The organism is Vibrio sp. 2134-1, from assembly GCF_033339495.1.
This window is the reverse complement of sequence record NZ_JAWOUS010000024.1, coordinates 37,506-48,991: the sequence shown is the minus strand read 5'-3', so window position 1 is coordinate 48,991 and position 11,486 is coordinate 37,506. Positions and strand designations below refer to the sequence as shown.

Annotated in this window: 8 protein-coding genes and 1 tRNA gene; 6 read left to right on the top strand and 3 right to left on the bottom strand. The window is 43.0% G+C overall.

Going from position 1 to position 11,486, the window contains the following annotated elements; translation table 11 throughout:
• Positions 1–67 (bottom strand) — tRNA-Tyr (locus R7R78_RS20710).
• A gap of 292 nt (positions 68–359) precedes the next feature.
• Here R7R78_RS20710 and R7R78_RS20705 point away from each other — a divergent pair.
• The 3 genes from R7R78_RS20705 (at position 360) to R7R78_RS20695 (ending at position 4,986) form a co-directional block, all read left to right on the top strand.
• Positions 360–1,454: an efflux RND transporter periplasmic adaptor subunit gene (locus tag R7R78_RS20705; protein WP_213874663.1), complete on the top strand. Its 1,095-nt coding sequence runs from the start codon at positions 360–362 to the stop codon at positions 1,452–1,454.
• Positions 1,454–4,567, top strand: coding sequence for a multidrug efflux RND transporter permease subunit VmeF (vmeF, locus tag R7R78_RS20700; RefSeq protein ID WP_213874664.1), 3,114 nt, complete (start codon positions 1,454–1,456; stop codon positions 4,565–4,567). The genes R7R78_RS20705 and vmeF overlap by 1 nt, the downstream gene beginning before the upstream one ends.
• A 221-nt stretch (positions 4,568–4,788) precedes the next feature.
• On the top strand, positions 4,789–4,986 hold the full coding sequence (locus R7R78_RS20695) for a type II secretion system protein (protein ID WP_031781369.1): 198 nt from the start codon (positions 4,789–4,791) through the stop codon (positions 4,984–4,986).
• Between the two features lie 90 nt (positions 4,987–5,076).
• Here R7R78_RS20695 and R7R78_RS20690 read toward each other — a convergent pair whose 3' ends face one another.
• Entirely contained in the window at positions 5,077–5,652 is a 576-nt protein-coding gene (locus R7R78_RS20690) for a porin family protein (protein WP_158157364.1), read from the bottom strand.
• 214 nt (positions 5,653–5,866) lie between these two features.
• Here R7R78_RS20690 and R7R78_RS20685 point away from each other — a divergent pair, with 214 nt between their 5' ends.
• Positions 5,867–6,184, top strand: coding sequence for a DUF1244 domain-containing protein (locus R7R78_RS20685; RefSeq protein WP_005378586.1), 318 nt, complete (start codon positions 5,867–5,869; stop codon positions 6,182–6,184).
• Positions 6,185–6,245: 61 nt separating this feature from the next.
• Here the strand turns inward: R7R78_RS20685 and R7R78_RS20680 are convergent, their stop codons facing one another.
• Positions 6,246–7,340, bottom strand: a complete 1,095-nt coding sequence (locus R7R78_RS20680; protein WP_222716715.1) for a PLP-dependent cysteine synthase family protein — start codon at positions 7,338–7,340, stop codon at positions 6,246–6,248.
• A 140-nt stretch (positions 7,341–7,480) separates the two neighbouring features.
• Between R7R78_RS20680 and R7R78_RS20675 the strand changes: the two genes are divergently transcribed.
• Both R7R78_RS20675 and R7R78_RS20670 read left to right on the top strand, forming a co-directional pair.
• The gene (locus R7R78_RS20675; protein WP_137281817.1) at positions 7,481–7,945 is read left to right on the top strand and encodes an Lrp/AsnC family transcriptional regulator; all 465 of its coding nucleotides are present in this window, start codon (positions 7,481–7,483) and stop codon (positions 7,943–7,945) included.
• Positions 7,946–8,401: 456 nt separating this feature from the next.
• Complete coding sequence (locus R7R78_RS20670; RefSeq protein ID WP_225474190.1) at positions 8,402–11,443, top strand: cadherin repeat domain-containing protein; 3,042 nt, start codon at positions 8,402–8,404, stop codon at positions 11,441–11,443.
• Positions 11,444–11,486 lie beyond the last annotated feature (43 nt).

Genomic DNA, 11,486 nt, shown 5'->3' with positions numbered 1-11,486 from the left:
GGACGGATTCGAACCATCGAAGGCAGTGCCGGCAGATTTACAGTCTGCTCCCTTTGGCCACTCGGGAACCCCTCCAGAGGATTTTTATACTTAGTAAGATGTTTTCCCAACTCATCTCCCAAGTGCGGAGCGAATCATAGCAAACTCGCTCAGGCTGTAAAGCGTTTTTCTTACGTTTTTACGTTGAATGCTGTCTTTTTGGGCAAAGATGGTAGAAAGTCAGCGTTTTGTTTGTCCTTTGAACAGAAGAGAAGCGCGCTTTTTACTTGAATTTACACTACTTGACGTTAAACACCGTATCTACTGATAAACTGTAAGCAGTTTAATGACATAAGTTTATTCGTTTAGAAGTCAATATCATGAGCATGAAAGCCACGTTATCGTTATCTGTTTTAACGCTTTCTATATTACTGAGTTCTCCATCGGTTTGCGCTGCGATGCGAGGAGGCTCAGCGGTTACTGTTGTGACTGAACAAGTAGAAACGCACGAGATCAATCAATCCTTAACTCTTATCGGCAAATTAAAGGCAGCGGAGTCTGTGGTTGTCGCATCGGAAGTCGCCGGCAAAGTGAATCAAATCGCTGTTAAAGCGAATCAAAATGTCCAGCAAGACCAGTTATTAATTAAGTTAGATGACGATAAGGCTCAAGCCGCTTTGATTGAGGCAAAGGCGTATCTAAAAGATGAACAGCGTAAGTTAAAAGAGTTCCAACGTTTGGTTAAGCGGAATGCGATTACTCAAACTGAAATCGATGCACAAAAAGCCAGTGTTGAAATAGCACAAGCGAGGCTAGATGCTGCTCAAGCCAATTTAGCTGATCTCCATATTACTGCTCCATTTTCTGGCACTGTTGGTTTTATCGATTTTAGCCGCGGCAAAATGGTCAGTGCGGGTACTGAACTTTTGACGTTGGATGATCTTTCCGTCATGGAACTGGATTTGCAAGTACCGGAGCGCTATTTATCGATGCTTTCTATTGGTATGGAAGTCATCGCTAAAACCAGTGCATGGGGTAGCCAGATCTTTACTGGTCAAGTCACAGGTATTGATACGCGTATCAGCGCCGAAACACTGAATCTTCGCGTGCGTATTGAGTTTGATAACCCAGAAAATCAATTGAAGCCGGGCATGTTGATGAACGCTTCACTAGCATTTCCTGCTATTAAGGCGCCAATCATTCCTGTTCAAGCGCTTGAATACTCCGGAACTAAACGTTTTGTATATGTAATTGATGAAAACAACAAAGCTACTCGTCGAGAAGTGTCGCTAGGTGCTCGTGTTAGTAACGAGGTGGTGATCGAATCTGGTGTTGAGATTGGTGACAAGATTGTGGTTCAAGGCATTGTTAACATGCGTGATGGTGTCGAAGTGAAAGAAATTGTCGCGCCACTAAAAGCGAACACCACGGATGTGACACGCAATGACAGTGAATCGGATGAGGAAGAAAACTAATGTTACTGTCCGACGTTTCAGTTAAACGCCCTGTCGCGGCGTTGGTTCTGAGCATGCTGTTGTGTGTGTTTGGCTTTGTGTCATTCACCAAATTAGCCGTTCGTGAAATGCCTGATATAGAAAGCCCAGTCGTTTCTATCAGTACGCGTTATGAGGGTGCATCGGCGACTATTATTGAAAGCCAAATTACCTCCGTTTTGGAAGACCAGCTTTCTGGGATCAGTGGAGTTGATGAAATTAGCTCCACTACTCGTAACAGCATGTCGCGTATCACGATCACGTTTGAGTTAGGTTACGATCTCAATACAGGTGTAAGCGACGTGCGGGATGCCGTGGCTCGTGCTCAGCGCTCGCTACCTGATGAAGCGGATGACCCTATTGTTTATAAGAACAATGGCTCGGGAGAGGCGTCGCTCTACATCAATCTCAGTTCTGCAGAGATGGACCGTACTCAATTAACGGATTATGCCGAACGTGTATTGATGGACCGCTTTAGCCTGATCTCTGGGGTTAGCTCCATTGATCTCTCCGGTGGTTTGTACAAGGTAATGTACGTGAAGCTTAAGCCTGAACTAATGGCTGGACGTTCAGTTACAGCTTCGGACATTACATCAGCTTTGCGAAGTGAGAACCTAGAAAGCCCAGGTGGTGAAGTTCGTAACGACTCAACGGTAATGTCCGTGCGTACGGCTCGTACTTATAACACGCCTGAAGATTTTCAATATCTTGTCATTAAACGCGCAAGCGACAATACACCTATCTATTTAAAAGATGTAGCAGATGTCTTCATTGGTGCAGAAAACGAAAACTCAACCTTCAAAAGCGATGGTGTAGTAAACATCAGTCTTGGTGTGGTACCGCAGTCAGACGCAAACCCGTTAGAGGTTGCTAAGCTGGTTCGTTTTGAAGTCGATAACATCCAGAAGTTCTTACCAGAAGGTACACGTCTTGCGATAGATTACGACGCGACAGTATTTATCGAGCGTTCAATCGAAGAGGTGTACAGCACGCTATTTATCACGGGCGGCTTGGTGATTTTGGTGTTGTACATTTTCATCGGCCAAGCTCGTGCAACCTTAATTCCTGCGGTTACGGTACCTGTTTCTCTGATTTCTTCGTTTATTGCCGCGTACTACTTTGGGTTTTCTATCAACTTGATCACCTTGATGGCGTTGATATTATCGATTGGTTTGGTGGTGGATGACGCAATTGTGGTTGTAGAGAATATCTTCCACCATATTGAACGCGGTGAATCGCCATTACTCGCCGCATATAAAGGCACAAGAGAGGTTGGTTTTGCTGTTATAGCAACAACATTAGTGCTGGTGATGGTGTTCTTACCGATCTCCTTTATGGATGGCATGGTAGGTCTACTATTTACAGAGTTTTCTGTATTGCTGGCTATGTCGGTCATATTCTCCTCTTTGATTGCCCTGACGCTGACTCCTGTATTAGGTAGTCAGATTTTGAAAGCGAATGTAAAACCAAATCGATTCAATGAAGCGGTTGATCGCTTGTTTAGCAAGCTTGAGAGTGGCTATCGCGCATTATTGAAAGGCGCATTGAAAGTACGTTGGGCTGCTCCGCTGGTGATTCTAGCTTGTTTGGGCGGTAGCTATTTCTTGATGAATCAGGTACCGGCCCAGCTGACCCCACAAGAAGATCGCGGTGTGATATTTGCGTTTGTGCGCGGTGCAGATGCTACGTCATACAATCGTATGTCAGCCAATATGGATATTGTCGAAGACCGATTGATGCCATTACTAGGGCAAGGTTATCTGAAGTCATTCAGCATCCAAACGCCAGCGTTTGGTGGCCAGGCAGGAGACCAGACAGGCTTTGTGATCATGATTCTAGAAGATTGGAACGAACGTGATATCACGGCTCAGCAAGCCCTTAACAAAGTACGGAAAGAATTGGCAGGTATCCCAGATGTTCGAGTGTTCCCATTTATGCCAGGTTTCCAAGGTGGTTCGAGTGAGCCAGTTCAGTTCGTATTAGGCGGCTCTGATTACGATGAGCTCGTTGTTTGGGCTGAAATGCTAAAGAACAAAGCAGAAGAATCACCAATGATGGAAGGAGCAGAGATAGATTACTCGGAAAAAACGCCTGAGTTATTGGTTACAGTTGACCGACAGCGTGCCGCAGAGCTAGGAGTCAGTGTTAAAGACATTTCTGACACCCTAGAAATCATGCTCGGTGGTAAAAGCGAAACGACTTATGTTGAGCGTGGCGAAGAGTACGATGTGTATCTTCGCGGTGATGAAAATAGCTTTAATAATGCTGCAGATTTAAGTCAGATTTATCTGCGCACGAATAGCGGTCAGCTAGTGACGTTAGATGCGGTCACAAAAATTGAAGAAGTGGCGGCCTCTATTCGTCTTTCTCACTACAACAAACAGAAGTCCATCACTATTACTGCCAACCTGTCGGAAGGTTATACATTAGGAGATGCGCTGAATTACCTAGACCAGGAAGCCATCGACAACTTACCGGGTGACATTTCGGTGAGTTATTCGGGGGAGTCGAAAGACTTTAAAGAGAACCAAGCGAGTGTTGCTGTTGTGTTTGCATTGGCACTGCTAGTGGCGTATCTCGTGTTGGCGGCTCAGTTTGAAAGCTTCGTAAACCCGTTAGTGGTCATGTTTACGGTGCCGATGGGTGTCTTTGGTGGCTTTCTTGGTTTGGTTATTATGGGCCAAGGTATGAACATTTATAGTCAGATCGGCATGATCATGTTGATTGGTATGGTGACGAAAAACGGTATTTTGATCGTAGAATTTGCCAATCAGCTACGTGATCGTGGCGTTGGGTTTGAAAAAGCGATCATTGATGCTGCCGCGCGACGTCTACGTCCAATCTTGATGACTGCGTTTACCACACTTGCTGGCGCAATTCCGTTGATCGTATCGACAGGGGCGGGTTATGAGAGCCGTATTGCCGTGGGTACGGTTATCTTTTTCGGGATGGGGTTTGCGACATTGGTGACCTTGTTTGTTATCCCGGCAATGTACCGATTGATTTCGGCGAAAACACAAGCACCAGGTCATGTAGAAGCAGAGTTAAACAAAGCAATTAGCCATGATACGAAGGGCCGTGTTGCCCACCCCTAGCAGTAGCACGTAAAGCTTTGATTGAAAACGCCGGGCAATTTTTGTTCGGTGTTTTTTTATATAGATAGTGATTACTTATAGATTTAATGATTATTTTTGTTTATTATTTCGCCACTTCTTCGAGGGGCACAGGACTCGCTCATCGTTTTGACTGAATGTTGGGTCTTGTTAGGTTTAATGCTAGGAAAGCAGCCTATGCCTATTATTATTGAGGTGTTTCCTTGAAAAAAGTACGTGGTAGTTACATGGTCGAAATGGTTTTAGTTGCAGGTGTTATGGCGTTGCTAGCAACTACCGCACTTCCAACGTTGACGAATGCATTAAAAGATCGTCAAGATGGTATTTTGCATTCTCTCGATGCTGGTCAACCAAGCAACCATGTGAACAAAGAGGCAACAGAAACGTTCTCTGTTCAGTAAATGACGACATACTATAGAATCTAAAAGAAGCCGAGGCAAAACTCTCGGCTTCTTTGTTTTTCAATTATGGAAACTTGGTGCTATCTAATGTTAGAAGCGTTTCCCTAGGCTGATTTGTACACCTTCGTAGCTGTCGTAAAAATCTTCAAAACCCATATCTGCGACATTATAAATGTACTCTGCGCGTAACCAGATATCTGTACTCATATCCCAATGGACGCCAGCACCGATGTTGAATAGTGCGCCTGAGTCATCTGTGACTTTTTGTTCGTTTGGTACGTACATTTCGGCTTGAGTGCCAAGCGCAGTTACGCGACCAAACAGTGACAGCGGCGTATCGCCTAAGTTATCACTTGTTACAACAGCAGACATACCTGCTTGGTAATAGTGAAGATCTAAGTCAGTTTTTAGAGCATCGTTCTTAAGTTCATTTTGTGAATAGCGCAGAACCCCTTCAAACGCGAGGTATTGGTTTACATGGTAACCCCAGCCAACTGTGATATGTGGTGTTGACCACTCATTGTCTCTATCCGAGCCGAAGTACGGTGTATCAAAACCAACGTTACCAGTACCCAGATAAAAATAAGATTGATGAGCTTGTTCTTGAGCAGCTAAAGTTGGCACGCTAATGGTCAAGGCAGACAATAATAGAATGGAGTTTTTCATAACTAGACGATAACCTTGGTAAAAGACCGTTGTAATGATTTGTTTAAATGTTAATTTAATCAATAGGATGGATGGTAATTATCATATCAGCTTTTATCAAAGGTAGTGATTTTAGAATGGGAATTGTTGCGCTAAAGCATACTTCTTACTCATGACTACCGACTAACTAGATATGGTGACGAAAGCTAGTTAAATAAGAGAGAAGGAAAGGAAAGTGGCTGAATTCAAATACAAAAACTTGACTCAAGAAGAACAAGATAAGTTAGACGCGGCGACATTTCGCCGTTTATTGGCGCATTTAGATGCCAACAAAGACGTACAAAACATCGACCTGATGATCCTTGCGGGCTTCTGTCGCAACTGCTTTAGTAAATGGTATAAATCTGAGGCTGAAAATCTCGGTTTGGATTTAGATATTGATGACGCTCGCGAACGTGTTTACGGCATGACTTACGATGAGTGGAAACAAAATCATCAACCAGCGGCAACGCCAGAACAATTGGCTGCGTTTGAAGCGCGCCAGAAAAAGTAAAACCCAGCGATAAAAACAGCCCGCATGAAGTTGGGCTGCTTTTTAAAGTCCAGTTTGCACGTTAAGCGTTAGTTGAGCCGCAACAAGCTGGCTCAACGCAACCTTTTGTTTGAATGACTTCGAGTTGAGCTAAGTAAGGTTGAATATCGCCGATGTTCTCTTTTACCCATGTTAAGTCATAATACGTATCTAGGTAACGCTCTCCAGAATCACATAGAAGCGTCACGATAGAACCCTTCTCACCGCGTTGTTTCATCTCACAAGCCAATTGCAGCACACCGTAAAGATTGGTGCCTGTTGATGCGCCGACTTTACGCCCAATCAGCTGAGATACCCAATGGGCAGTTGCCACACTGGCTGCGTCTGGAATTTTGCGCATTTCATCAATGACACCAGCAATAAAGCTTGGTTCGACACGTGGTCGCCCGATACCTTCAATTTTGCTGCCAGTATCACCTTTCAATGAGTGATTTCCTGACTGGAAAGCGTCGTAAAACACTGAGTTTTCAGGGTCTACCACGCAAAGCTTGGTGTCGTATTTTTGGTAACGAATAAAACGGCCAATGGTTGCTGATGTGCCGCCTGTTCCAGGGCTCATCACTACCCAACTAGGAATCGGGTGATCTTCTAACTCCATTTGGCTAAAGATAGAGTTCGCGATGTTGTTGTTACCGCGCCAGTCAGTAGCACGTTCAGCATAAGTAAACTGGTCCATGTAGTGACCATTTAGCTCTTGAGCCAAGCGTCGAGACTCGTCATAAATCTGATCTGAGCGCTCTACAAGATGCGCTTTACCACCGTAAAACTCAATTTGTTCAATCTTTTTACGTGCGGTGGTTTTCGGCATAACAGCAATGAACGGTAAGCCAAGCAAGCGAGCAAAATACGCTTCCGAAACGGCAGTGCTGCCTGAGGACGCCTCGATTACAGTGGTTTCAGGACCAATCCATCCATTACAAATAGCATAAAGAAACAATGAGCGCGCCAATCGATGCTTAAGAGAGCCTGTAGGGTGCGTACTCTCATCTTTTAGATAGATATCGATACCATCAAGAGAAGGTAGTTCGAGTTTAAATAAGTGAGTATCAGCAGAACGTTGGAAGTCTGCTTCAATTTTACGCACTGCATTGTTGATCCAATTGTGGTCAGTACACATGGCGTCTCTCCTTGGGAAATCGATAGATAAGTATTAGATAGGGATAATTTATCTATAATTTTCGAGAAAAACTTTGCTATTGTTACTCTTAATAAAGATTTTTGTAGAAAAATTTTCTACATTTTATGGGTTTTATAGAAATGAGTTTAGATCGAATAGATAAGCAGCTGCTTGTTTTACTACAAACCGACAGCACCTTGTCATTAAATGACGTGGCTGAGCGAGTCAATCTTACTACAACACCATGCTGGAAGCGCTTGAAAAGGTTGGAAGAAGAGGGCTACATCGAAAAACGCGTGGCGTTGTTAAGTGCAGAAAAGCTCGAGCTATCTTTCATTGCATTTGTTCAGTTAAAAACGATTGATCATTCCGAAGGTTGGTATCACCATTTTGTTACAACTGTGAGTGACTTTCCTGAGGTAATGGAGTTTTATCGTATGGCTGGCGAGTATGACTACATGATGAAAGTACTAGTCAAAGATATGAAGTGTTTTGACGAATTCTATAAGCGGTTAGTTAATAGTGTAAAAGGGCTATCTAATGTGACTTCAACATTTGCTATGGAGTCCATTAAATACACAACAGAGTTACCAATCCTAAAATAACTCGCCCTATAAGAATTCTATCTAATGTTAATTCTACCTTTTAGTATTTTAAATGTTAAAAGGTAGTTTGATTATGCTTTTAAAACTATTTCCTACCAGATTTTTATAAATATAAACGATATTTATTCTCTCTTCTATTTTTCATTAACCATTTGTTTTTACAGTCCATTAATCCTATACATCATAATGAAAGAAAAAATAACGCAATTTTTTCTCTTTATTTTTCATGTTTTATTTTATTGAATATTAATTTTTACTAAATTAATGGAAGAGTTTGATTTAAACGTTTGCTTTTTGTGTTTTCATGTAATTTGGTCGCTATTTTTGAGTATTTGTTTTTAGGATTAATACAGTAGCAATTACTTAAGTAATAAAGTGCTCAAAAATGGGGATAGTGATTAATAAAACATCGTATTATTATCGCCCCATCTTGTATGTAACAAAGTATTACTAAAAATGAACAGAAATTACTATTTGCTTTTTCTCGCAGCTTTACTCGCTGGCTGTGGCGGTGGGGGAGACTCTAAGCCGAACAATACGAAGACACCAACTACGGTAACAAAGCAGAACCGTCCGCAATTAAAAGTGGAAGACACGGTGTTGAAGTTTGAAGGAGTGGGAACGGTTACTGAAGCAAAACTGAGCAATGTACATGGGTCGGTATCTTACCAAGTCATTGACTCTAATCCGCCAAATGTCGTGAAAATTAATGACTCAGGAATACTACAAATTCTGCGCCCAGGAACGGCGACGATTCTTGCTACAGATAGTAGCTCTGCTTATGAATCTTCTGAAGCAAGATTTTCTGTCACTGTAGAGCGAGGCATCAATACTGAACTTTCAGTGAGTGATCTGAATTTCAATGCGATTGAGTCAGAAGGAAAAGCGTTGATCGTCCGTGGCCAAAAAGGCGAACTGAGTTATGAGGTAGAAAGTGGTCATAACTTGATTCGTGTTGATGAGAACGGTTCGGTATATTCATTAGGTTCAGTTGGTCAGGCATCGGTGCTGATTACTGATTCAGGTAACGACTTTTACTTGCCGAAACAAGTTCGCGCTACGGTTAAACTGCATGCAGTAGCTCCGGGGCAATTACAGTTCGCTTTGCTTGAAGACGAGTATCGAGAAGGGTTGACGTTAGAACCAGTGCGTCTAGATAAAGCTCAAACGCAACGTATTTCTTACAAAATTATAAATAGCGTACCAGACAGCAAGGTGGCCGAGTTGCTAGACCCTGAAACGGGTTTGCTTCTTGTTCATAATGTTGGGCAATTAACGGTTGAAGCGACAGCAACTTACAGCGACGCGTTTCTGGATAAACAGCAAACAGCGCAATTTTTTGTGGATGTAAAACAAGGCAAGCGTCAAGAAATCAGCGCAGCGGATATCGTCACAACTTATGAGGAAGGTGGACGAATTTTCCCTAAGGTGACGAACGCCTACGGTGACTATGAGCTGAGAATCATTCGTGGTGAAGACGTTGTTGCTAAAACAGAAAATGGTGAAGCATTACTGATCAAAGGTGTTGGTGCTGCTGAAGTGGAAATTTACGAGCATGATATGCGTAATTATCCTGCAAGCAAAACTCGTTTTGATCTTGAAGTTAATCGTGCGCCTCATCCCGTTATAAAAGACATTGAAATGCCGCTTACCTATCAACCAAATCTTTCAATCCCTCTGGCGTTTAAAGGGCAAAAAGGTAACGTAAATCTAGTTAGCAGCTTACCTAATGGCTTACGAATGACTGACGGCAAGTTGGAGGTAGTGACTGCGGGTGAGTACGGCCTTAAGTTTGAAGACGATGGTGGGGAGTTCTACCAACCTATTCAATTTAATGTTGTCATTAAAGTTGCAAAGGCTGAAGGCCAACCCATGGCAACGCACGATTATGACGTTGTATACAGCAACAAATACAGTTTTGATCTTCACCGTGATTTTGGTTTGAGTGCTGACGAGCAAATTGAGATTGTAGATAACACCGCACCAGATGTTGTCGGTGGTTTTAGTGAAGGACGTCTCCATGTGTATAAAGCGGGTAAAGCGACGCTAACTGTGCGCAGAAAAGAGAGCGCGAATTATACCGTTGGTCCAGATCAAAAAGTCTACGTGACAATTTTGAGTGCGCCGAGCCGAATTGAAGTTCAATCCGATGTGGAAGAGATTTGGAAGGTTGGACAAACATTTGTTGCGCCGAAAATCTCTGGTACGGTTGGGGAAGTTACGTACCGATTTGCAGACAACGCAGCAACAGATGTGGTTTCCTTAAACAGCCAAACGGGTGCCATGCAAATTCTTAACGCGGGTAGCACAAAAATTATTGTTTCGGATGCGGGGGACGACAAAGTGGATCCGGGTGAAAGTAGTTTCTCGGTCACGATTAAACAAGGCACAAACCCTGTATCGGTTACTTACCCAACGGTAGAATTCTCCGCTGGTAGTGTTATCTCACCAGTGATGAGTGGTGGGACTGCGAAGGCAAGTTACCGCCTTATTAACCAAAAAGATCCTGTGGTCGAGTTAGTTTCCCCTGATACGGGGCGTTTGAAAATCCTGCACGCAGGCGAGTACCAAGTAGAGGTTACTCTTACTGGACGCAACTACAAAGCTAAAACAATCGTCGTAAATGGCACTATTAACAAAGCGAAGCACCCTGGTTTAAGTACCTCTACAATGAAGGTGGAATTTGAACCATTTAAAAAGGTTAAGCTAGATTTTGGTACACCAATAGGAAACCGCAGCTATCAAATATCCAGCTCAACAATTAAAGGAGTCGCTTCATTAGATGTTGATAAGGAAGAGCTGACGTTACTTGACCTCCCACCAGTAAAAAGACGTTGGATTTCTCTCGACGTTTCGGAAGGAGAATCTCGAGATTACAAAGCGTTGGAAAGTAAGAAAGTCCAGCTGTATCTAAGCTTTGCAGATGAAGGTGTTGCGGATCAATATACATTGCTTGAAACTGAACAAACAGTATTGTTTAGCACGCTAAATGCACGTGAGTTTTCTAACTTAGAAGAAAGTGAGTTTGGTTTGATGAACGTTCGTTCAGCGCGTGAGCCAACGGACGAAGAATTGAAATTATACGGCAAAGGTAAGATTGCACTACTTGCATTCAAGCCGGTGGGTAACGATGACCAAACTCTAATAAAAGGAGCGTGGGTACACTTAGCTCGATTTGATGGATGTACATCAGAGCTGTTCGAAGATGATCTCAAGCCTTTTGAAGCAATTGACTATGATGACCCAGGGGACTGCACCAGCGGCAGCACGATTCGTATGACTCGGTTCTTAATAATTGATGACTCGAAGATGGAAAAGGTAGAGTATGAGTTAGTTGCACCTGTGATTACTTACCGTCGTGGGGTTCGTGAATTTTTAGCAACGAATAAAGGTGGATTCTATGCCGACCCAAATGTCATTTACGGGAAAGGTGAATATGGTTACCCGAAATCACTTTACGAATGGTCGGTTGTTAACATGAAGTATCAACCAAATTAATCATCGTTTGATACCCATTAAAAAAGGAGTGCGGAACAGCACT